The organism is Thermoanaerobacterium thermosulfurigenes, assembly GCF_051201035.1.
Classification (GTDB): domain Bacteria; phylum Bacillota; class Thermoanaerobacteria; order Thermoanaerobacterales; family Thermoanaerobacteraceae; genus Thermoanaerobacterium; species Thermoanaerobacterium thermosulfurigenes.
In genome coordinates, this window is the sequence record NZ_JBPODR010000013.1 from 1 (window position 1) to 21,413 (window position 21,413).

The 21,413-nt window shown below is 35.9% G+C and carries 22 protein-coding genes and 1 pseudogene; 17 read left to right on the plus strand and 6 right to left on the minus strand.

The window, feature by feature from the left end:
• The 7 genes and pseudogenes from HNR52_RS06700 to ulaA all read left to right on the plus strand — a co-directional run.
• A pseudogene (locus HNR52_RS06700) lies at positions 1-333 on the plus strand (hypothetical protein); the annotation flags it as partial.
• Positions 334-504: 171 nt separating this feature from the next.
• Complete coding sequence (locus HNR52_RS06705; protein ID WP_435620059.1) at positions 505-768, plus strand: hypothetical protein; 264 nt, start codon at positions 505-507, stop codon at positions 766-768.
• 70 nt (positions 769-838) lie between these two features.
• A complete protein-coding gene (locus HNR52_RS06710) occupies positions 839-1,135 on the plus strand; it encodes a colicin immunity domain-containing protein (protein WP_013788877.1) in 297 nt (98 codons plus the stop codon).
• 141 nt (positions 1,136-1,276) lie between these two features.
• Positions 1,277-3,439, plus strand: coding sequence for a BglG family transcription antiterminator (locus tag HNR52_RS06715; RefSeq protein WP_435620060.1), 2,163 nt, complete (start codon positions 1,277-1,279; stop codon positions 3,437-3,439).
• Positions 3,417-4,151, plus strand: coding sequence for a sugar isomerase domain-containing protein (locus HNR52_RS06720; RefSeq protein ID WP_435620061.1), 735 nt, complete (start codon positions 3,417-3,419; stop codon positions 4,149-4,151). The genes HNR52_RS06715 and HNR52_RS06720 overlap by 23 nt, the downstream gene beginning before the upstream one ends.
• Before the next feature lie 34 nt (positions 4,152-4,185).
• Complete coding sequence (locus HNR52_RS06725; RefSeq protein WP_435620062.1) at positions 4,186-4,461, plus strand: PTS sugar transporter subunit IIB; 276 nt, start codon at positions 4,186-4,188, stop codon at positions 4,459-4,461.
• A gap of 25 nt (positions 4,462-4,486) precedes the next feature.
• Entirely contained in the window at positions 4,487-5,761 is a 1,275-nt protein-coding gene (gene ulaA, locus HNR52_RS06730; protein WP_435620063.1) for a PTS ascorbate transporter subunit IIC, read from the plus strand.
• Positions 5,762-5,815: 54 nt separating this feature from the next.
• Here the strand turns inward: ulaA and HNR52_RS06735 are convergent, their stop codons facing one another.
• A complete protein-coding gene (locus tag HNR52_RS06735) occupies positions 5,816-5,968 on the minus strand; it encodes an anti sigma factor C-terminal domain-containing protein (RefSeq protein WP_268257773.1) in 153 nt (50 codons plus the stop codon).
• A gap of 153 nt (positions 5,969-6,121) precedes the next feature.
• On the opposite strand from HNR52_RS06735, the gene HNR52_RS06740 reads away from it, so the two are divergent.
• The 3 genes from HNR52_RS06740 (at position 6,122) to HNR52_RS06750 (ending at position 10,139) form a co-directional block, all read left to right on the plus strand.
• A complete protein-coding gene (locus HNR52_RS06740) occupies positions 6,122-8,119 on the plus strand; it encodes an oxidoreductase (RefSeq protein ID WP_435620064.1) in 1,998 nt (665 codons plus the stop codon).
• Between the two features lie 19 nt (positions 8,120-8,138).
• Positions 8,139-8,729, plus strand: a complete 591-nt coding sequence (locus HNR52_RS06745) for a TetR/AcrR family transcriptional regulator (protein ID WP_013788868.1) — start codon at positions 8,139-8,141, stop codon at positions 8,727-8,729.
• Between the two features lie 264 nt (positions 8,730-8,993).
• On the plus strand, positions 8,994-10,139 hold the full coding sequence (locus HNR52_RS06750; RefSeq protein WP_435620065.1) for an MFS transporter: 1,146 nt from the start codon (positions 8,994-8,996) through the stop codon (positions 10,137-10,139).
• Between the two features lie 26 nt (positions 10,140-10,165).
• On the opposite strand, the gene HNR52_RS06755 is transcribed toward HNR52_RS06750, so the two are convergent.
• From HNR52_RS06755 to nikR, 5 genes are read right to left on the minus strand one after another with little or no spacing between them, the layout of a single operon-like run.
• The gene (locus HNR52_RS06755) at positions 10,166-10,894 is read right to left on the minus strand and encodes an energy-coupling factor ABC transporter ATP-binding protein (protein ID WP_435620066.1); all 729 of its coding nucleotides are present in this window, start codon (positions 10,892-10,894) and stop codon (positions 10,166-10,168) included.
• Complete coding sequence (gene cbiQ / locus HNR52_RS06760; RefSeq protein WP_435620067.1) at positions 10,885-11,715, minus strand: cobalt ECF transporter T component CbiQ; 831 nt, start codon at positions 11,713-11,715, stop codon at positions 10,885-10,887. The genes HNR52_RS06755 and cbiQ overlap by 10 nt, the downstream gene beginning before the upstream one ends.
• Positions 11,708-12,025: a PDGLE domain-containing protein gene (locus HNR52_RS06765; protein WP_013788864.1), complete on the minus strand. Its 318-nt coding sequence runs from the start codon at positions 12,023-12,025 to the stop codon at positions 11,708-11,710. Before HNR52_RS06765 ends, cbiQ begins: the two co-directional genes overlap by 8 nt.
• Complete coding sequence (gene cbiM, locus HNR52_RS06770) at positions 12,022-12,714, minus strand: cobalt transporter CbiM (protein WP_013788863.1); 693 nt, start codon at positions 12,712-12,714, stop codon at positions 12,022-12,024. Before cbiM ends, HNR52_RS06765 begins: the two co-directional genes overlap by 4 nt.
• Before the next feature lie 12 nt (positions 12,715-12,726).
• On the minus strand, positions 12,727-13,152 hold the full coding sequence (nikR, locus tag HNR52_RS06775; protein ID WP_013788862.1) for a nickel-responsive transcriptional regulator NikR: 426 nt from the start codon (positions 13,150-13,152) through the stop codon (positions 12,727-12,729).
• Between the two features lie 173 nt (positions 13,153-13,325).
• Between nikR and HNR52_RS06780 the strand changes: the two genes are divergently transcribed.
• From HNR52_RS06780 to HNR52_RS06810, 7 genes are all read left to right on the plus strand, one after another.
• Positions 13,326-15,809: an ASKHA domain-containing protein gene (locus HNR52_RS06780; protein WP_435620068.1), complete on the plus strand. Its 2,484-nt coding sequence runs from the start codon at positions 13,326-13,328 to the stop codon at positions 15,807-15,809.
• A gap of 96 nt (positions 15,810-15,905) precedes the next feature.
• On the plus strand, positions 15,906-16,781 hold the full coding sequence (locus HNR52_RS06785) for an ABC transporter ATP-binding protein (RefSeq protein WP_435620069.1): 876 nt from the start codon (positions 15,906-15,908) through the stop codon (positions 16,779-16,781).
• Between the two features lie 12 nt (positions 16,782-16,793).
• Entirely contained in the window at positions 16,794-17,591 is a 798-nt protein-coding gene (locus tag HNR52_RS06790) for an ABC transporter permease subunit (protein ID WP_435620070.1), read from the plus strand.
• 12 nt (positions 17,592-17,603) lie between these two features.
• Positions 17,604-18,404: an ABC transporter permease subunit gene (locus tag HNR52_RS06795; RefSeq protein ID WP_435620071.1), complete on the plus strand. Its 801-nt coding sequence runs from the start codon at positions 17,604-17,606 to the stop codon at positions 18,402-18,404.
• 18 nt (positions 18,405-18,422) lie between these two features.
• On the plus strand, positions 18,423-19,052 hold the full coding sequence (locus HNR52_RS06800) for a TetR/AcrR family transcriptional regulator (RefSeq protein WP_013788857.1): 630 nt from the start codon (positions 18,423-18,425) through the stop codon (positions 19,050-19,052).
• A gap of 121 nt (positions 19,053-19,173) precedes the next feature.
• Positions 19,174-19,953, plus strand: a complete 780-nt coding sequence (locus HNR52_RS06805) for a serine hydrolase (protein ID WP_013788856.1) — start codon at positions 19,174-19,176, stop codon at positions 19,951-19,953.
• A 314-nt stretch (positions 19,954-20,267) separates the two neighbouring features.
• Positions 20,268-21,407, plus strand: a complete 1,140-nt coding sequence (locus HNR52_RS06810) for a DNA polymerase IV (RefSeq protein ID WP_013788855.1) — start codon at positions 20,268-20,270, stop codon at positions 21,405-21,407.
• Positions 21,408-21,413: the final 6 nt, after the last annotated feature.

The window sequence follows — 21,413 nt, forward strand, 5'->3', positions numbered from 1 at the left end:
ACATTAGCAAGCAGAATGAATGCGGGAAAAATGAGTTGGACAGAAAAAGGTGCAAACAATTTAGCAAAGATATTAGCCTTAAAGACAAGTGGTAAACTTTATAGTGTAGTAGAAACATACTATAATGTGATAATATCAGGAGAAAAATTAGCAGAGATAAAAGAAGAAATAAAATTATCAGCAGCGGATGTAAACAAAAAGCAGAAAAAAGCAAAAACATATCACATGCAAAGAGGCGGTATGCCGTTTGAAGGTTGTGCAATGACAAATAGTCGAAAAGCAATAAGAGAAATACTCAGATACAAATGTTTAAGTGAATTAAAAGTCATATAAAAGGTGTAATATGAAGATAAAAATGGAGTAAAAACAATTGCATGAAAATTCACAACATATTAAACATTATGCGGATAAAATTTAAAGAAAAAAATTTGCCAACAACTACTTGACACAAACAGGTGATGCTTAGAAATTGACGCAAGCATATTAAAGCAGTATAATGAACTTATGGAGAAGCAAAACGGTGGTATAATGTTAAGAGGGAAGAATTATTCGGAGGAATATAAGGCGAAATTAGTTGAGACATATAATTATTTTAAAGAAAATGGATATAATTTTACTGAACATGCTTTAAATAGAATATTAGGTCGTATGGGACAAGGTAAAATATTTTCAATAGAGGATGTTTTAGATACTTTAACAAATGGAAAAAATATTAAGAACCTGATGGCACGATTGTTAGATTTAAGAATAATTTATCAGTGCATATAGCGAAGGATAATGGAGATATTAAAACCGTAATAGCGAGAAAAAGACCTAAACTAGATTGGAGGGAGATTGAATGAAAGCAGTAGAGTATTTAGTCGAATTAGCTAATAAATATTTAATAGGTGAGATAGATGCAAAATCATTTTCTGAGAAGTTCGAGTCATATTTCTATGAAGCAGAAGAAGCTATCTATGATTATGATAAAAAAATTTATAATGTATTAGATAATATACGGGAAGCAATAGCATATTATGAGTCGGATGAGAACATCAGAGAAAAAACCAAGTATTTAATCGATGATGATGAATTAAATCATAAAGTCAAAATAAATCTTGAAAAACTTAAAAATATTAGCATTAAAACTGCATAGATAAACTATACCGTCAAGACTAAAAGTCGAGGCGGTATTTTTGTTTTGTAAAATGCAGTATAATATATAGTACAATTTTGCCATAATTGATTTGAAAAATGTTAAGCTTTTCAAGAAAGATAAAAGGTAATATAATTTATAATGAAAGAGGTGATAATTATCATACTCAATGAAAGGTGCACACATATACTGATAAAGCTTGTTAATTCAAGCCTCCCGGTCAAGATCACTGAACTGGCCAGTTCATTTAAAGTGAGCTCAAGGACGATAAGATACGACCTTGATGCAATTGATGAATTTTTAAAGTACAACAATTTGCCACAATTAATGAGAAAACCAAATGTAGGTGTGAAATTTTCTGAATCATTGGAAGATAGAAAAAAGGCATTAGATATTTTAGACGACGTAAGCATTTACCATTATGCACTTTCGCAAAAAGAAAGGGTTAATATAATTTTAAGCAATTTGATGGGGCAGAAAGATTATACGACGATAAATACATTGGCAGACAAATTATTGGTATCAAGAAGCACTATAATAAATGACCTTGAAAATGTGAGAAAATGGCTTTTAGAGCATGGGCTTGAGCTTAAGTCAGTGCCAAAGTATGGATTGAAAGTCATAGGAGATGAGAAAAGAGTCAGAAAAGCTGCTATAGAACTTCTTACTGAAACGGTAGATATAGAAAAAGTGCTTGACATCGTGAAATCGCCTATGTACACGAAGATAAATGTAGGCATGGACAACGAAATAAAAAGGCTCTTTCAAGATATTGATATATCGTACATTGAAGAATGTATAAGAATTGCGGAAAATGAATTAGAGACGGTATTTTCCGATGCAGCCTTTACAGGGTTAGTTGCTCATATTGCAATCGCTATAAAAAGGATAGAGCTTGGAAGAGACATCATAATGCCTACAGAAGAATTAAAATCGCTGGAAATGACAAAGGAATTCAGTGTCGCTTCAAATATAGCTAAGATGCTTGAAAAGCATTTTAATGTCAACATACCTATAGACGAGATTGGCTATATGACTGTCCATCTTTTAGGGAGTAATGTAACGAATAAGAAAAGCAACAAAGATAAAAATTGGCTTGAACTGGAGCTTATTACGAAAAAAATTATAAGCAATGTAGAAAGAGAAGTAAATATAGACTTATCCAGAGATGTGCAGCTTTTTGAAGGCCTTTTAGAGCATGTAAGGCCTACGGTATACAGATTAAGCCATGGCTTAGAGCTGAAGAATCCAGTATTGGATGAAATAAAAAGGAATTACAGCAGGCTTTTTGAAGTAGTGAAAGGATGTTTAAAGCCCTTAGAAGAATATGCAGGAAATAAGCTTAATGATGAAGAAATCGGTTATTTTGTGATGCATTTCGGTGCTGCTATAGAGAGGCAAAAATCACTGGTAATAAATAGAATGGATGTGCTTGTTGTATGTGGCACAGGAATTGGAACGGCAAAGATGCTGTCATCAAGGCTTCAATCGGTTTTCAATGTAAATATAAAAGGAACTGTAGCATACCATCAAGTAAAAGACGAATTAAAGAAAAAACATGTTGATTTGATAGTGTCTACTGTTCCAGTGGATGCGGAAGGAATTAAAACTGTAGTTGTAAATCCTTTGTTAACTGAAAATGACATTGAGAAGTTGAAATTGTTTATAAAAAATGACAGGACATACGCAATCAAGTTAGACGATCTAATTGAAATTATTGAGAAGCATTGCAGTATTTTAAACAGGCAAAAACTGATCGAAGAACTTAAAGAATTCTTAGATATAGAAGATGTAAACGAAGAGAGAGGAGTTGCAGAACCATTGTTAAAAGACCTTTTGACAGAAAAGACTATTAGGCTGAATGTTGAAGTGAAGGATTGGGAAGAAGCAGTAAGGATTGGAGGTGAGCTTTTAGAAAAAGATGGCGCCATAGAGCATAGGTATATAGACGCAATGATAGATTCTGTGAAAGAGATAGGACCATATATTGTCATTGCACCGGGTATAGCAATGCCTCATGCAAGACCAGAATCAGGAGCTAAAAAAATAGGCATGAGCCTCATCACTCTTAAAAATCCAGTAAATTTCGGAAATAAAGAAAATGATCCTGTAAAAATAGTCGTATGCCTTTGTGCCATAGACCATTCCTCGCACTTAAAAGCGTTGTCGGAGCTGGTGGAACTGCTGGGGGATGATGAGAAAGTTAAATACATGCTAAAATGTGTTGATTCTAAAAATATTTTAGATTATATCAAAGATTGTGAGTTAAAAGGTGAGAAGCATGAAAAGTTTAGAATATATTGAAGTCATTAAGAATAAAATAGATAAAATTTTTATAGAACAAAGAGAAATATTGAATAAGATTGAAGATATTGTCGCTGATAGTATTTCAAAAGGATATACTGTAGACATATTTGGTTGTGGACATTCTCATATATTTGCAGAAGAAACTTTTTATAGAGCTGGAGGATTAGCATGTGTAAATCCTATATTAGAACCAGTATTAATGTTACACGAAGGTGCAGAAAAAAGCAGTAAGTTAGAGCGTATGAATTACCTTGGAGAGATAATTTATGATAACTTTAACTTAAGAAAAGGCGATGTGCTTTTTGTGTTTTCGACTTCCGGCAGAAATCCTGTCAGTATTGACTTTGCTATAAAAGCCAAAAATAATGGTTTGACTACTGTGGCTATAACATCACTAAAATATTCAAATGCATATTCTTCTAAGCATGTTAGTGGGAAAAAATTATATGAAGTTGTTGATTATTATATCGATAATATGTGTGATGTTGGGGATGCCTCAATTAGCATAGACGGGTTAAAAGTCAAAATAGGTCCAACATCAACCATAATTGGAGCAGCGATCATAAATAGTATTTTTATTGATGTGGCTGAAAGATTAGTAACAAAGGGTGTTGATGTTCCTGTATTCATGAGTGGAAATATAGACGGTTCGGATGAATTTAATAAAAATTTAATAAATAAATATAGGCCATTAATCAAAATGTTATAGTTTTTGTTTAATACGTTCTCAAGAGGTGTTGAATATGAATAAATTAAAAATATTGACAGTTTGTGGTGTTGGTTCAGGGACTAGCTTAATATTGAGGATGACGGTTGAAGATATTTTGAATGAAAACGGAATAAAGGCGGATGTTAGTGCATGTGATGCTGGAACGGCTGTAAGTGAGCCCTGTGATTTAATTTTGACATCTAAGGAAATAGCTAAAATTATCAGAAGAGATGATGTTCCTGTGGTGATCATAGACAATTTTATAAATAAAAATGAGATAAGTGGCAAATTGATGCCATTTATTAAATAATTTTAATGAGGAGAGGAGTAAATGTATGCAAGTTCTAAATTTTGTTGTTACCCAGATTTTCCAGCAACCAGCGATCTTCATGGCTTTAATAGCATTTATTGGTTTGATTTTGCAGAAAAAGAGTTTTAGTGACATACTTAAAGGGACATTGAAAACAGCCATTGGCTTATTGATTATGACATCTGCGGCCGGCATTATAACAAATACAGTAAATCCTCTAGCAACGATATTCAACCATATTTATGGTATAAATCAGGTAAATAATACAGGTATAGGCACAAATGAAGTTATTACAAAGTATGGTAGTGTTATTGGTTTAGTTATGCTTGGGGCATTTATCATAAATATATTAGTTGCTAAATTTACAAGATTGAAATATGTTTGGCTAACAGGACATTTACTTTTTTGGATGTCTTTTGTATGGGTAGCAGTTTTGGTTGATGCTGGTGTAAAGGGAGCTGCTTTAATAGTATTTGGTATTATATTAATGGGGTTATATATTACTTTCATGCCAGCTTTAGCGCAACCATTTATCAGAAAAATTACAGGTGGAAATACATTTGCGTATGGTCACACGTCTACTATTGGTGCTGTTTTAGGTGGATATATTGGTGGTTTAGTAGGCAATAAAAAGAATGATACTGAAAATATAAAAATATCTGATAGTTTGGATTTTTTTAGAGATGTGACAATATCAACAGGACTGGTAATGACTGTAGTTTATTTAATAGCAGTTTTAATTGCGGGACCTGTTTTTGTTGAGCAAAAAATAAGCAATGGTCAAAATTTTATAATTTACGCACTTATCCAAGGATTAACATTTGGCGCAGGAATTACAATTTTACTTACTGGTGTTAGAATGTTTATAGCAGAAATCGTTCCTGCATTTAGAGGAATTACAATGAAATGGATACCAAACGCGATTCCAGCTCTTGATTGTCCAATGATTTTTCCTTATGCACCGACTGCGGTTATGATTGGGTTTATAACAAGCTTGATAGTAGGGATAATATCAATTTTCATATTAGGCTTTACTGGATATCCATGGGTTGTCTTACCCGCTATGATTCCATTCTTTTTTGATGGTGGTCCTGCCGGTGTCTTTGGAAATTCGACTGGTGGTTTAAGAGGTGCAATTGTTGGTGGAATAATTGCAGGATTAATAATCATATTTGGTCAAGCATTTGTATTACCTGTTGTTGCACATACAATTACTGATTTTATGAGATGGGCTGGTGATACCGATATGGTAACACTTGGTTCTATTCTTGGATGGATTTTGAAAATTTTTGGAATATAATATGTGAAAGTAACAAAATGAAGCTGCTGATTACAAGTCAGCAGCTTTTAATATTCAATACTTATCCGTGACAACACCTAATGATGATGCCTTTATAAAAGGTAAACCTCTAAGAGATTTTAAAGTTTCCGCAGTACCCGTCACAACGACGCCTTGTATCTTTAAGTTTTCATTAATATAACAAAACAGATAAACAAATGTATACAAACTTTTAAAATTTATTTTATTAAGCAAACTATAAATAATAATGACTAAATAATATTTTACCTTATTGACAATTAATTAACATACTGATATAATTTTCGTAGAATGCATTCGGTGAACATGTTCAATAAAATTAAGAAAAGAAGGGGACTTTTTATGGATAAAAAGTACAGCATTCTCTTTGATGAAGTGTCTATCGGAAGCTGTGTCATCAAAAACCGCTTTGCAATGGCTCCTATGGGACCATTAGGCCTTGGCGATTCCGAAGGTGGTTTCAATCAAAGAGGAATTGATTACTATGTTGAAAGAGCTAAAGGTGGTACAGGACTTATCATCACTGGCGTCACTTTTGTTGACAACGATATAGAAAAGCATGACATGCCTAATTGTCCATGTTCTACACATACTCCAGTTCACTTCATTAGGACTGCTCGTGAGATGACGGAGAAAATACATGCTTATGGTTCTAAGGTATTTTTACAATTATCTGGTGGATTTGGAAGGGTTACAATTCCTACAAATTTAGGAGAACATCCGCCTGTTGCGCCATCACCTATCCCACACCGTTGGCTTGACAAGACATGCCGTCCTCTTACAAAAGAGGAAATTCGCAGGATAGTTGTGCAGTTTGGCAAGGGCGCTTACAATGCAAAGCGAGCAGGATTTGACGGCGTACAGATACACGCGGTACATGAAGGATACCTTTTAGACCAATTTGCCATATCTATGTTTAACAATCGAACAGATGAATACGGCGGAAGCCTTGAAAACAGACTGCGCTTTGCAAGGGAAGTCTTGGAGGAGATAAAAAACACATGTGGCAGTGATTTTCCGGTTACGCTAAGGTACAGTGTAAAAAGCTTCATCAAAGATTGGCGTAAAGGCGGTCTTCCAGGAGAGGAATTTGAAGAAAAGGGAAGAGATATTGAAGAAGGGATTGAGGCAGCTAAGCTTTTGGTTGAATATGGATACGATGCTTTGGACGTAGATGTAGGAAGTTACGACGCATGGTGGTGGAGCCATCCGCCAATGTACCAAGAAAAGGGGCTTTACATCCCATATGCAAAGATGGTGAAAGAAGCTGTAAATGTACCTGTCATATGTGCAGGACGCATGGATAACCCAGACCTTGCGTCAGATGCTGTAAGAGATGGAGCATGTGACATAGTTTCATTAGGTCGTCCACTTTTGGCTGATCCTGATTATGTAAATAAGCTTAAGGCAGGTGATACCGCTTCTATACGTCCATGTTTATCATGTCATGAAGGATGTATGGGACGCATACAGGAGTATTCTGCTCTAAACTGCGCAGTAAATCCACAGGCATGCCGTGAAAGCGCTGAGCGTCTTATACCCACCCAGCACAAAAAGAAAGTCTTAATTGTAGGTGGCGGTGTAGCAGGCTGTGAGGCAGCCCGCGTTTTAGCACTTCGCGGACATGAGCCAATCGTGTATGAAAAAACTGGTAGGTTAGGCGGAAACCTGATTCCAGGCGGCGTGCCATCATTTAAAGAAGATGATCATGCGCTGGTGGCTTGGTATGAGAATGAGTTAAAGAAGTTAAACGTAGAAGTTCATCTAAATACAGAATTAGATGCCCATGATGTCATTAATTTTGATGCAGATGTAGTGATAGTTGCGACAGGTTCAAAGCCAAAAGTATTTTCACTGGGAGAAGGACCTTTATACACTGCACAAGATGCATTGTTAGGAAAAGTTGATATAGGAAATGATGTTGTCATAATTGGCGGTGGACTTGTAGGATGTGAGACGGCACTGTGGCTTAAAGATATGGGCAAGAATGTGACGATAGTTGAGGCACTTCCAAAGCTTTTGGCGGTAAATGGTCCATTGTGCCATGCAAATAGCGAGATGTTAAAAGAATTGATACCTTTTAAAGGAATAAAGACTATAACATCTGCAAAAGCTACTGCATATGACGGAAAGGTGCTTAAAGTGAATACGCCTGATGGTGATATAGACATCGCAGCAGATACAGTTATTCTTGCAGTTGGATATGCTCCGTCTGATTCTCTGTATAAAGAGGTGAAAGACGAAATTCCAAATGTCTATCTGATTGGCGATGCTGGCAATGTTTCAAACATCATGTATGCAATATGGAATGCCTTTGAGGTTGCTAAAAATATAGATTAGAAGAACAGGAGAGAGATTGGTGCCAGAAAGTTTAACTTCCAGAGAAAAGCAGGCTATTGCTACTAAAAAGAGGATTTACAGTTGCGGTGTAGAGCTCATAAAAAAACACGGGTATGACAACATAACTGTAAAAGACATAGCAGAAAAGGCCAATGTTTCGATAGGAAATTATTATCACTACTTTAGATCCAAATATGACCTTTTAGTGGAGATATTTAAGCATGGTGACGAATTTTTTGAGGCTGAAGTGCCGAAAATTATAGAGGCTTATACAGACTGCAAGGATATATTAGTTCAGTATTTTCTCGTATATGCCAAGCTTGCAATAAATGATGGAATAGATATGGCTAAAAATCTGTATATTCCGACGAATAAGATGTTTTTAACGCATGGACGTTCAATGCAGAATATGCTTATTCAAATATTAAAAAATGAGCAAGAAAAAGGCAAGATACCCAACACTCTGGACTGTGAAGAAATTACAGAGAAGCTATTTATTGTAGCGAGGGGCGTCATTTTTGATTGGTGCTTAAAAGACGGAAAAACCGACCTTTTTGCTGAAATGCAAGACATAATATCCAGAATGGTAGAAAGCTATATTGAAAAGTAGAATAAAAATATTTCTTTTGGTTTACAAGTCATGAATTTGTGTTATAATAAAAGCAAATATTATTTCTAACAGTTTAAGCAGTAACTTAAAAATTTTGTACAAATCTATTTGGCGGTTTTGTTTCCGCCTTTTTTTGTTGGTGGACATTAGCTTCACCTCCTTTCCTTTGGAGGTTGTGACTATAAGTCCAAGATGATATTTCATTGTATTATTCTCTTTAATGCTATATAATGAAGTATGGCATTACTGACAAGGGAGGAAAAAATGCAGATATTTATTGTCGTTTTAAATTACCTTTTGATGCTTTTAATAGGTCTTGTCGATAACATAAAAGGTCCTGTATTATCGTCAATTAAGTCGTTTTACAATGTTGATTATACGTACATTGGGCTTCTTCTGTTTATAGGAAGCCTTGGTTTTATCATAGCTTCGTTTATTGGTGGGATGATTGTAAATAGATATGGTAGTAAGATGGCATTGTCCTTAGGACTTGTCTTTATCATCATAGGAATCTTGGGGTATTTTGCATCTCCGGTTTTCTTTGTGTTTTTGATTTTCTTCTTCTGCATGAATTTTGGTATAGGGATGCTGGAGATAGGCATAAATGCCACTGCTGCAGTTGCATTTTTGGTTAATCAAGCCATAATGATGAACCTTTTGCATTTCTTTTACGGTTTAGGTGCTACAATTTCGCCAAATGCGGCGGGAAGGCTTGTGGCTTTAAAGTATTCATGGCAAAGCATATATCTTTTTGGTGGCATTATAGCTCTTTTAATGCTTATTGTAATTTTGTTTACAAGATTTCCTGGTACAGCTAAATATGTAGATGGTGGTAAAGTAAAATATTTGGATGTATTAAAAGATAGGCATGTCATTTTATTTTCAGTCATGTTAGGATTTTACATTGCATCAGAAGTCGGCATAGGAAATTGGGCTGTGACGTACCTTAAAGGATCTTACGGCATGAACAGTGTAAAAAGCTCTATGTACTTGTCGCTTTTCTTTGCTGCTTTTACAATAGGCAGGCTTTTAGGTGGGTTTGTGGTTGAAAAAATAGGTTATGTAAAGAGCATTTTTATTTTTGCATCATTAGCAGCATCTTTTGTCGCCTTAAGCATGGCAAGTCAGAATTTATCGATTCTTCTGTCCATGGCAGGCTTATTTTACTCTATAATTTATCCTACGACTATGGCTTTGGCAATGAAGAGCTTCAAAGAAAATACGGGCGTATTCATAAGTGTCATTGTAACTGTAAGTTCATCTATAAACATGATAGCCAATTTTATAATAGGTAAACTAAGTGATGTATTTGGCGTGTTTGTGGGATTTTCATTTATCGTAGTTTTTATGGTGCTGGTGATTGTGATGCTTAATGTTCTTCAGTCATCGCTTAAACTGTATTCTAAATAGAAAGCTCCCGATTGTGGGAGCTAAATTCATATCAGATTCACATTTTCAAGTAGTGTGCTGTTATCAAGTATTTCATCGGTTCTCCCTACAGCCTCTATCGAGTGTGATTCATTCATCACGACGATTCTATCAGCAATGATTCTGGCTAAATCCAAATCGTGGGTAGATATTACAAGCGTCTTTTCCTCATCTTTTAGGTCGCTTAACATTTTGTAAAGCCACTTTCTCGATCTTGGATCGAGGCCGTTTGTGGGCTCATCTAAAAGCAACACATCTGGATTTATCACCATTATTGATGCTAGAGCAACCTTCTTTTTTTCGCCGCCACTTAATCTGTGAGGCGGTCTATCTTGTAATTTTGCAATGCCGAACGACTCAAGAGTCTTTTCTACCATTGTTTTTACTTTGTCAGGATTTAATCCCATCTGCAGTGGAGTAAATGCTACTTCATCAAATACACACGTATTAAAAAGCTGGACGTCAGAGTCCTGAAATAGGTAACCTACTTTTCTCCTAAATTGGTATTCGTAGTCGCTTTTCATGTTCAATATGGATTTGCCGAATGCTAATATATCTCCGCTATCTGGTTTTATTAACCCGTCCATTAATTTTAATAGCGTAGATTTTCCAGAGCCGTTGGCACCCAAAATTATTAGACTTTCTCCTTTTAATACGCTAAAGTTCACATTAATAAGCGCGGGTTGTGACTTTATATATGAGTATGAAATGTTTTTAAGTTCAAATACTATATCCAAAGTCTGCCTCCTTTTATAAGAAAAATTGCCGTGAAAAATGATATGTTGAACAATATCCAGACTACGTCAAAAATGCCGAATTTGAAGTCATTCATTGTCTTGTACTCGCCTTTGTATCCGCGAGAAATCATGGCACTGTAGACTTCGCTGCTTAGATGTTCTGATCTTATTAAGAGATTTCCCATTGACGACGCTACAAATCTTCTCTCGCTTTTGCCTTTAGACTGCCCTACGTTTCTACTTTTTCTTGCAAGAAACATATTTGATGTTACATCGAGAAAGAGAGTTATATACCTGAATGACATATCGAGGGTGGCAGAGAAAATTTTCGGCAGTTTGAAATACCTAAAAGCTTTTAAAATTTCCACCCACTTTGTAGACAGTATCAAAATGTATATGAAGGAAAGGGAGACAAAAGAGCGCATTATAAAAATCGATGCGCTTAAAGCCCCATTGCTCGTTATATACAAGTTTCTTCCAATGTATATAAGTGGACTTCCAGGTTTTACGATGTTAAACAAGGATGGTATTAATACAATCCCTGTAAAGACCACAGAGACTGATGAAACTCTGAATATATAGGACTTTATTGGTACTTTTGAAAGTACAGCAACAAAGATAGAGTATACAATCATTAAGCACAAAAATTGCCATGAACTGCTTATATTGCATAAGATAATCAAAAGCAAAATGGATACAAGCCGCACTCTTGTATCCAGTGACTGCATAAGCCCTTGTCTGTTGGCAATTTCATCTGATTCAAACATATCTTGAAATGTACTTTGTATACTCAATACAGTCTTCTCAATAAAATTACTCATTTTTCCCCTCTTGTCTACCAATTATTTTGCTAAGGATAAAAAACACTATGGCAATTAATGCGATTCCTACAATAGCTGAAAATATGTAGCCTATGGATTGTTGGAAAAAGTTTTTGTCAAAGCCTGGTATGCCGTAATCAGGAAATAAAGCCTTCACCGTATTTGAAAAATGTTTCATTCCACTTGGTACATATCCTACCATGTTTTTTATCTCATCTATTCCCCATTCACCCCAAGCAGATCCTGGTGCTAAAAGTCCAATTGGTGTAAGCAGTATTATCACTACTGCAGCTATCAAAAGTTTCTTCATTTATTTTCACCTCTTAGTCTGTAAGCAAATTTATAGAGTATGTTACCTTCACCAGCTTTAATAAGGTAGTAAACTACAAGTCCAGTTACTGCTGCCTCTACTAACCCGGCTACTGTAAGGTGCGCCAACATCATGGCAGGTATAGACTGACTAAGCCCGTATGGGAAGTATAAGGCACGACCATCTGCTGTGTGAAAAAGTACAGGTTGAAGTCCTAATTCTATTGATGCTGCAAGTGCTGCAGCGTTTATTCCAATGTATGCACCTATGGCAGATGATATTACTTTTCCTACATTAAGCTTTTGAAGAAGCATGTATACACCGTATCCGACAAAAGGTGCTATGAATGCCATGTTAAAGCTATTCGCTCCCAATGCCAAGATGCCGCCGTCTCCGAAGAACAACGATTGTATAAGAAGTGCGACTGTAATAGAAATACTGGCTCCCCATGGACCTAATGCGATGGCCAAAAGCGTAGCACCAACAGCGTGTGCTGTCGTACCACCAGGTATAGGCACATTGAACATCATTATGGTGAAGGCAAAGGCTGAACCTATCGCCATTGTTGGTACATCCTTCTTATCAAAAGTTTCATTTACTTTCTTTGTTGCCACAGCTAATACAGGCACCATTGCCGCACCCATTACGGCACATGTGGCAGGACTTAAATAGCCGTCTGGTATATGCATAAAAACTCCCCCTTATAAATTCTTTCCTGTCGTCGTCATGACAAGCTTTCCGTGCTTTACACCTTTTGTGCTGATTATCTCATCAGCTATTGATGATATAATCCTTGAAGTGCCTTTTACAACCATTACTTCAAGGCAGTTGTGTTCATCAAGGTGAACGTGCATGCTGGATATTATGTTTTCATGGTGTCCATGCTGAATGTCCACGAGTTTGTCGCTTATTTCCCTTACTTCATGGTTATAAACGTATGTGACAGTGCCAATTGATTCGGCATCGTCTGATTCGCAATGGTTTTCCACTATGTAATCTCTGATCAAATCTCTTATTGCCTCAGACCTGTTTTTGTAGTTTTTTGACTCAATCAATTTATCAAACTGTGAAAGTAAATTCGCTTCCATCGAGACTCCGAAACGTGTAATTTCTTCCAGATGTATCATCTCCTTTTGTGCTACTTTTATAAAAATAATAGCACTAAATCGATTGATAATCAATAGCGATTTAGAAATTTAGAATACTGTATTAATTTAAATTATTGAAATTCAATTTTCCTTAATATATGATATATAAAAAAGATTTCAGTATTCTTAATTAAATATATGAGGAGGAGAAGATGGATATAAGGTCTTATGAAATAGAGATAGATGAGAAGTCTGTTTTAAGGTATTTGGGATATAAAGATTCTGAGCCTTATAAAGGTTTATTAGACAAGATAAGAAATGCCATACACGATGCTTATGATCTCATTGAGCCTTTAGTCTGTTTTGACAGGGATTCTTTTGAGTATGACCATGAAAATGATGCCATAAAATTTTTAAGCGGCGATACGATAAATGAAAAACACATAGTAGAAAGATTAAAAAGTGCAGAATATGTCGTCATGGCTGTTGTCACAATTAAAGACGGCATTGAAAATGCATCATCAAGATTTTTTGACGATGGAAAGTATATGGATGGGATGATATACGATGCCGTTGGAAATGCAGCATTAGATAAGCTTTGCGAGAAGTTTTACAGTGATATGGCAAATGATGCATTAAAAGAGGGGTTTGAAGTGACTGAGATGATATTCCCCGGTGATGACAAGTGGGATATAGCATCACAGAAGCTCATTTTTAAAAATCTCGATGCGTCAAAAATAGGTGTCATACTGGACGAAAATAACATGATGCATCCTGTAAAATCTTTGTCCTTCGTATTAGGCGTTGGCAAAGGCGTAAAGTCGTCATTTTCGCATCACAATTGCAGCAAATGCGATTTTTTTCAGTGTATTTACCGCAATGAGAAAAATATACATCACACACTGAAAGTTAAATATAAAGATGAATACAAGGAAATTTTAGCAGAAGATGGTTCAAACCTTTTTAAAACATTGATAGAAAACGGTGTGCCAGTGCCTAATTCTTGTGGCGGTTATCATACCTGCGGAAAGTGTAAAGTCATAGTAAGTGAAAAACTTCCTGTGACTTCCGACGAGATGAAAAATTTAAGTGATGAAGAGCTTAAAAAAGGTGTAAGGCTTTCATGCTTTGTAAATGTTGATAGAGATCTTTCTATTACAGTTTTAGATGAAGGAAAAATATCAGTCTTGACTGGAAGCATGGGTCTATTTGAAGTTGGCAATGTAAACCCGAGAGTTAAAAAAATCCGCATAAAGCTTGATATTCCTACACTGGATGACCAGAGAGATGATTTTAAGAGGATATGCGGTGCATTAGGATTTGACGCAAAAATTCCACTAAGTGTATTAAAGGGGCTTCCAGGCGTCTTAGAGAAAAATGGTTACAATGCCATTTGCGTATTGAGAAGGAATGAGGTCATATCCGTTGAAGGCGTTGACTTTGTTGGTAGTTTATACGGCGTATCTTTGGATATAGGCACTACTACAATCGCTGCATATTTGTACGACATTGATACAGGTAAAATGATAGACGTTTTTTCAGGTGTAAATCCACAAAGATCTTATGGTGCTGATGTCATATCGAGGATAAATTACACAATCGCTAAAGAAGATGGACTTTATAGATTGCATGTGGCTATAATTGAAGAAATCAATAGGATAGTAGATTATTTTTGTGAAAGACAAGGAATTTCAAATGAAAATATATATGAAATAGTGATGGTTGGCAATACCGTCATGATCCACTTGGCTTTAGGAGTACCTGCTAAAAATATCGCTAATTCGCCTTATATACCTTCATTTACGTCATCGATTGAGGTAAAGTCGAGAGATTTAGAAATAGATATAAACAAAGAAGGATACGTTGTGACGCTTCCTATGGTCGCTTCATACGTTGGAGCAGATACGGTGGCGGCTGTACTATCAAGTCGAATCAGTGAAAGCGATGATATCATTTTGCTGGTAGATATAGGCACAAATGGCGAGATAGTGTTGGGAAATAAAGACTTTCTCATATCTTGTTCTGCCGCTGCAGGGCCTGCTTTTGAAGGAGCTGGCATTACTTTCGGATTAAGTGGTGTAGAAGGGGCTATAGATCATGTGGATTTTGAAAGAGATCCCGTATTTACTACAATTGGAGGAAAGGCAGCAAAAGGTATATGCGGTTCAGGTATCGTCGATGTGGTGGCAGAACTTTTTAAGCATGGGATAATTGATACCACTGGAAGGATATTGGATAAAGGTGAAGTGACAAGCGTAGTTGGCAAAAAGTTTTTAGATCGCATTGTGCAATATGACCATATGCCATCATTTTTAATAGACGAGGCAGGTGGCATATACCTTACACAAAAGGATATAAGGCAGGTACAATTGGCAAAGGGAGCCATACAGGCTGGAATCAATATTCTTATGAAAGAGATGAATATTGTTGAAAAAGATATAAAAAAAGTTTACTTAGCAGGAGGGTTTGGCAGTTACATAAGCGTAGAAAGCGCTGCAGAAATAGGGCTTATACCAAAGGGATTAAAAGAAAAGGCAGTTCAGATAGGGAACGCAGCAGGGTTAGGAGCATCTTTTGCGCTTCTTTCTGATGAGATGCTTGAGAAATCTAAAGCGATAAGAGATAAGGTTAAGTACATTGAACTTTCCAATAACCCATATTTTCAAGAGGAATTTTTAAAATCCCTGTACTTTTAAAATCCCTTTTATTTTTTAAAAGTGCATTGACTACATGGTCAATTAGAGTTATAATCAAATTGTAAATTGACCAAATGGTCAAAAGGAGGCGCTTTTATGAAAATCATTGAAGTTAATAACTTGACCAAGTATTACGGGAAATCGAGAGGCATAATCGATGTAAGCTTTGATGTGGAAGAAGGTGAAATCTTCGGCTTTATAGGGCCTAATGGAGCAGGGAAATCCACCACAATAAGGATACTTTTATCACTTATTTATCCCACATCTGGCAGTGCCAAGATTTTTGGCAAGGACTGCATAAAGTACGGCCCAGATATAAAAAAGGATATAGGATATCTGCCATCAGAAGTATTCTACTACGACAACATGAAGGTGATAGACCTTTTAAAGTATTCTGCAAGTTTTTATAAAAAGGACTGCAGCAAGAGGATAAAAGAGCTTTCCGAACTTATGGATTTGGATTCGGACAAAAGGATCGACGACCTTTCATATGGCAACAGAAAGAAAATAGGCATAGTCCAGGGGCTTTTGCATGAGCCTAAACTGCTTATATTAGATGAGCCGACAAGCGGACTTGACCCACTTATGCAGCAAAGATTTTTCAATCTTTTAAAAGAGGAAAACAAGAAAGGTGTTACAATTTTATTTTCATCCCATATACTAAGCGAAGTCCAAAAATTGTGCGATAGAGTTGCCATCATAAAGGAAGGCAAAATAGTGAGCCTTGAGAAGATAAGCACATTGAGGGAAAACAGCTATAAGAAAGTCTATGTTGAGATAAATGCTCCTTTAAAGGCTGAGTATTTTAATATGGATGGTGTAAGCGATCTTCAGGTAAAAGACAGGACAGTCAGCTTTTTATTTAAAGGTGATATAAACAATATAACGAAGAAGATAGCGGAGATAAGCATATCAGATATTGCCATTGAAGAACCTAGCTTAGAAGAAATCTTCATGCACTACTACACTTAAGGGGGTGTCAATATGAACGTATTTTTGTACGAGTTGAAATCAAAAACAAAGTCTTTAGCCGTATGGTCTATATCATTAGCTTTTGTGGCAGTTTTTTTACTTTCCATGTATCCTACGTTTTACAAGAATGCGTCTTTGTTTAAGGATGTATTAGAAGGCTATCCTGTGGCCGTGAGGAAGGCTTTTGGCATTTCCATAGACGACATAATTGAGTTTTTAGGCTATTATTCTTATGTATTTTCTTATGTGGTGCTTTTAGGTGCTATACAAGCCATGAATTACGGTGTTGCTGCAATATCAAAGGAGATTAAGCTTAAGACGGCTGATTTTCTCATGGCAAAACCTGTAAAGCGAGGATCTATTTTGACGTCAAAGATTTTGTCATCCATCGTCATACTTCTGATTACAGATGCCGTTTACTTTTTATCTGCATTTATCATGGCAAAATCAGTGACGAAAGGGCCCTTTAACATCAAACTCTTTTTCATGATTTCTGTCACACTTTTGTTTGTAGAGATGATATTTTTATCGCTGGGGGTTTTGTTGTCATCAGTTGTGAAGAAGATCAAGTCTACAACTTCTATATCTTTAGGAGTGGTATTTGCATTTTATGTAATTGGCATGATTCAGGCTATTTTAAACGACGACAACATGAAATATTTGACGCCTTTTAAATATTTCGATTTAAACTACATTATGAAGAATTCTTCTTACGACGTTCATTTTTCCATCATATCTTTGATTATAGTCGTTGTGTCGATTTTTTTAAGCTATGTCTTTTTCCAAAAAAGAGACATTTACGCAATGTAAGGGGGGATATGAGTGAATATTTACATTAAAGAGATGAAATCCAGCGTTAAGTCGTTGATTATATGGTGTTTGGTGATGATTGCCTTTGTAGCTTCGTCGATGGGAAAGTACGCTGCCAGCTCGTCTATATCTGGTCAATCTCTTAACGACATGATTTCAAAGATGCCTGACGCGCTAAAATCCATGTTTGGCAGTGGAAATTTTGACTTATCGAAGGCTATAGGTTTTTACGGCGCCATGTTTATATACATCGTATTGATGGCTGCTTTGCACGCTTCACTGATTGGCTCTAATATACTTTCTAAAGAGGAAGATGATAAGACTGCGGAATTTTTGATGTCAAAACCTGTACCGAGAGCAAATGTTATTACGTCAAAGCTTTTTGCTGCGCTTACAAATATAATCATTTTCAATGCTGTTACTTTCATTTCGTCTTTGTACTTTGTGGGATACTACAGCAAGGGTGAAAACATTAGCGGTGATGTGTTAAAATTGATGTTGGGGGTATTTGCACTGCAGCTTATATATGTTTCATTGGGATTGTATTTTTCAGGTTTTTTAAAAAATCCCAGATTGTCTTCGCCTATTACTATAGGTGTGATGCTGGCAACGTATATTTTATCTCTTGCCATAGATATAGACAATCATCTTTCTCGCTTAAAGTACCTTACGCCTTTTAAGTATTTTGACGCAAAGAATTTGATGAATGGAAAAGGATTTGAGATAATATACGTTGTAATATCTGCTTTGATTGTGGTATTTTGTATTGGCGGGACTTATGTTTTCTATCAAAAGAGGGATTTGAGAATTTAGTTTTAGGAAGGGATCTTTTTGTACGAAAGCTTTGAAAATCTAAGCGATGAAAAGAGGAACAGAATAATTGAAGCAAGCCTAAGGGAGTTTTCCGAAAAAGGCTATATGAGGGCTTCTACAAATGAAATTGTCAAGAATGCTGGAATATCAAAAGGCCTTCTTTTCCACTACTTTAAGAGCAAAAAGAATTTATTTTTGTATCTTTTTGATCGCATTGTAGATGAGTTTGTTGCTGCTTTTTATGAATTCATAGATGATTCGTCTTCAGATATATTTGACAGGCTCATGAGCTGGACAATGGTTAAATTCAGATTGTATTACAGAAAGCCCTTGGAGTACAGATTTTTGACAGTATCTATTTATGATTCGCCAGAAGAAATAAAAGATGACATATTGAAAAGATATGAGAGAATAAGCAGTGAAGTCATGAAGAAATTTATGGAAAATTTAGATTTGTCGCGATTTCGAAAAGATGTAGATATTAATAGGTCCTTAAGCTTTATCATGACTTCTATTGAAGCGATTGGCAACAATTATATAAAGATGTATAATCACGACATTGACAGACTTATTGCAGATAAAGATAAAATCATTGATGATTTAAAAAGTTGCATAAACATGCTTAAGTATGGTATATATGATAAGTGAGTAAATAAAATTGGGTGTTTAATACACCTGATTTTTTTGCCTTTAAATAGGTACTGGATTTTTTCTTCAAAAGTGATACTATTAAGACGTACGGAATTATGAGAAAAGGAAGTGCTTAATTATGAGTTTACATGATGACATAATGAATTTCGTCAGTAATGCTGGTGGAGATATAGGTGTTTCTGTAAAAAATCTGAAGACTGGAGAAATGATAGGCGTAAATGAAGAAATGATGTTTCCATCTGCCAGCACGATAAAAATACTTATCATGGCACAGATATATAAGATGGCTAAAGAAGGGTACATAAGACTGACTGACAATATTGTTTTATCTGACTTTATGAAAACTGCAGGCAGCGGGGTTTTGTACCAGTTAAATAGCAAGCACAAATTCACTATAGAAGAACTTATAACATTGATGATCATTATAAGTGACAACACTGCCGCAAATGTTTTGATCGATATAGCAGATATGAAAAACATAAATAAGATGGCAGAGGATTTAGGTTTGTTTCATACTAAAATCCAGAGAAAGATGATGGATTTTGAAGCTATAAAATCTGGGAAAGACAATTATACATGTCCAAAGGATATGACACGCCTTTTAGAGCAGATGTACTCTGGAAAAGTTGTAGATGAGGAGTACAGCATCAAGATGATAGAAATCTTAAAGAAGCAGCAAGATTTAGGCAGGCTTGATATGTACTTGCCAGATGATGTATTGATTGCTCATAAGCCTGGGGAACTTAAGTCATTAGAGCATGATGTAGGGATAGTGTTTTTAAAAGATTGTGACTACATAATAAGCGTGATGACAAACAACATGAATACGAATCTTGATGGGAAAATGGCCATAGGGAAAATATCAAAGATGGTTTACGACGAATACGTAAATGCATAAAAGCAGCAAGACTTGCTGCTATTTTTATTGCATCAACCAATTTGTGAGGTTAGTTTGCCATCAGCACCACGTCTGCCGCTTCTATAGCTGCACCAGTGCCGATTCTTCCCATTGCAATTCCGATGTCTGCTCTTGTTAAAGCGGGAACATTATCCCATCTCCAACAAAAGCTACTTTGCCTTTTAAATCAGTATTGCTGCACAGCTTCTCAAAACATATTCTATCTATCTTTTTTTATAGTATATTCCATTTTTGCTGCAAACAAGATGCTGTGCTATAATATATTTTAGTAATTCAGTTATGAGGGATAAAAAATGATGCGCAAGATAATCCATGTTGATATGGATGCTTTTTTTGCCTCTATTGAGCAACATGACAATCCAAAACTTAGAGGAAAACCTGTCATAGTAGGTGGGCTATCTGGTAGAGGTGTTGTATCTACATGCTCTTATGAAGCGAGAAAATATGGTGTTCATTCAGCTATGCCTATGTACATGGCGAAGACTTTATGTCCACACGGTATTTTTTTGCCAGTAAGATTTCAGCGGTACAGAGAGGTGTCTGAAAAAGTATTTGATATTTTATATGAAGTTACTGATATTGTGGAGCCGCTGTCGATTGATGAAGCATACCTGGATGTGACTGATATCGACAAAAATCCAGAAGATATTGCCAAGGAAATAAAAGAGAAAGTGCACATGGTGACAGGGCTTACTGTGTCTGCAGGCGTTTCATACAACAAATTTCTTGCCAAGATTGCGTCGGATTGGAATAAACCTGATGGACTCATGATCATAACTGAAGATATGGTGCCTGATATATTGAGGCCTTTAAGCGTGTCGAAAGTTTACGGTATTGGGAAAAAATCTTCTGAAAGGCTTAAAAAAATAGGCGTAGAGAAAGTGGATGATTTGCTAAAATTAAGCCAAGATGAGCTTACGAATATATTTGGGAAGTACGGCAAAGAGATATACGACAGGATAAGAGGAATTGATTCAAGACCTGTTGAAACGTACAGGGAAACGAAATCAATAGGGAAAGAGACGACGCTAAAAAAAGACACCAGCGATGCAGACTTGCTTTTAAAGTATTTAAGAGGATTTGCTGACATAGTATCATCAGAGCTTAAGGGTGAGAGACTTTACTGCAGGACTGTAACTGTAAAGATAAAGACCTCAAATTTCACACTTCATACAAGAAGCCGCACATTAAATGAATACATAGATTCGTCAGATGATATTTATTCTGTTGCCGAGGCCATATTTAAAGAGGCTAAAATGACGCAGCCTGTAAGGCTTATAGGGCTTTCTGTGTCAAACTTAAGTGCAACAAAGATAAAGCAGTTGTCACTTTTTGATTTGGATGTCAAGAGAAATTTAAAGATCGACAAGATATTATATGATGTGAATAAAAAACTTGGAGGACATTTTGTAAAAAGAGGAAGCGATATATAGGGGGGT

What these genes read in the sequence shown, in the direction of transcription:
- HNR52_RS06705 (WP_435620059.1), top strand. Translation starts at nt 505, where the DNA reads ATGGAGAAGCAAAACGGTGGTATAATGTTAAGAGGGAAGAATTATTCG.
- HNR52_RS06710 (WP_013788877.1), top strand. Translation starts at nt 839, where the DNA reads ATGAAAGCAGTAGAGTATTTAGTCGAATTAGCTAATAAATATTTAATA.
- HNR52_RS06715 (WP_435620060.1), top strand. Translation starts at nt 1,277, where the DNA reads ATGAAAGAGGTGATAATTATCATACTCAATGAAAGGTGCACACATATA.
- HNR52_RS06720 (WP_435620061.1), top strand. Translation starts at nt 3,417, where the DNA reads ATGAAAAGTTTAGAATATATTGAAGTCATTAAGAATAAAATAGATAAA.
- HNR52_RS06725 (WP_435620062.1), top strand. Translation starts at nt 4,186, where the DNA reads ATGAATAAATTAAAAATATTGACAGTTTGTGGTGTTGGTTCAGGGACT.
- ulaA (WP_435620063.1), top strand. Translation starts at nt 4,487, where the DNA reads ATGCAAGTTCTAAATTTTGTTGTTACCCAGATTTTCCAGCAACCAGCG.
- HNR52_RS06740 (WP_435620064.1), top strand. Translation starts at nt 6,122, where the DNA reads ATGGATAAAAAGTACAGCATTCTCTTTGATGAAGTGTCTATCGGAAGC.
- HNR52_RS06750 (WP_435620065.1), top strand. Translation starts at nt 8,994, where the DNA reads ATGCAGATATTTATTGTCGTTTTAAATTACCTTTTGATGCTTTTAATA.
- cbiQ (WP_435620067.1), bottom strand. Translation starts at nt 11,715, where the DNA reads ATGAGTAATTTTATTGAGAAGACTGTATTGAGTATACAAAGTACATTT.
- HNR52_RS06765 (WP_013788864.1), bottom strand. Translation starts at nt 12,025, where the DNA reads ATGAAGAAACTTTTGATAGCTGCAGTAGTGATAATACTGCTTACACCA.
- cbiM (WP_013788863.1), bottom strand. Translation starts at nt 12,714, where the DNA reads ATGCATATACCAGACGGCTATTTAAGTCCTGCCACATGTGCCGTAATG.
- nikR (WP_013788862.1), bottom strand. Translation starts at nt 13,152, where the DNA reads ATGATACATCTGGAAGAAATTACACGTTTCGGAGTCTCGATGGAAGCG.
- HNR52_RS06780 (WP_435620068.1), top strand. Translation starts at nt 13,326, where the DNA reads ATGGATATAAGGTCTTATGAAATAGAGATAGATGAGAAGTCTGTTTTA.
- HNR52_RS06785 (WP_435620069.1), top strand. Translation starts at nt 15,906, where the DNA reads ATGAAAATCATTGAAGTTAATAACTTGACCAAGTATTACGGGAAATCG.
- HNR52_RS06790 (WP_435620070.1), top strand. Translation starts at nt 16,794, where the DNA reads ATGAACGTATTTTTGTACGAGTTGAAATCAAAAACAAAGTCTTTAGCC.
- HNR52_RS06805 (WP_013788856.1), top strand. Translation starts at nt 19,174, where the DNA reads ATGAGTTTACATGATGACATAATGAATTTCGTCAGTAATGCTGGTGGA.
- HNR52_RS06810 (WP_013788855.1), top strand. Translation starts at nt 20,268, where the DNA reads ATGATGCGCAAGATAATCCATGTTGATATGGATGCTTTTTTTGCCTCT.